This is a genomic window from Streptomyces sp. 4F14, assembly GCF_048159485.1.
Lineage (GTDB): Bacteria > Actinomycetota > Actinomycetes > Streptomycetales > Streptomycetaceae > Streptomyces.
This window is the reverse complement of sequence record NZ_JBLRVY010000262.1, coordinates 1-358: the sequence shown is the minus strand read 5'-3', so window position 1 is coordinate 358 and position 358 is coordinate 1. Positions and strand designations below refer to the sequence as shown.

The window sequence follows — 358 nt, the reverse complement described above, 5'->3', positions numbered from 1 at the left end:
CGCCGTGAAGGGCCTCGGCGGCTACCACCTCGCCTGCGACGCCACCGACGACGACGCGGTCGCCCTGCTGCGGCAGCGGAAAGCACGCGGCGACAAGCCGTTCGCCGTGATGGCGAGAAGCGCCGCCGACGTCGAGCACCTCGTCCGGCTCGGCCCCGAGGAACGGAACCTGCTCGAAGGCCCGGCCCGACCCGTCGTACTGGTGCGACGCCGCCCGGAGACATCGTCGTACGCCGAGGCAGTCGCCCCCGGCAGCCCCGACCTCGGCGTGATGCTGCCGTACACCCCCGTGCACCACCTCCTGTTCTCAGGTGACCTGACGCTCCTCGTCATGACCAGCGGAAACGTCTCCGGTGAG

General features: G+C 71.2%; 1 protein-coding gene. It reads left to right on the top strand.

Going from position 1 to position 358, the window contains the following annotated elements:
* Positions 1-358, top strand: a 358-nt coding sequence (locus ACLZOT_RS50620) for a Sua5/YciO/YrdC/YwlC family protein (RefSeq protein ID WP_416976071.1), incomplete at both ends; no start/stop codon positions are given.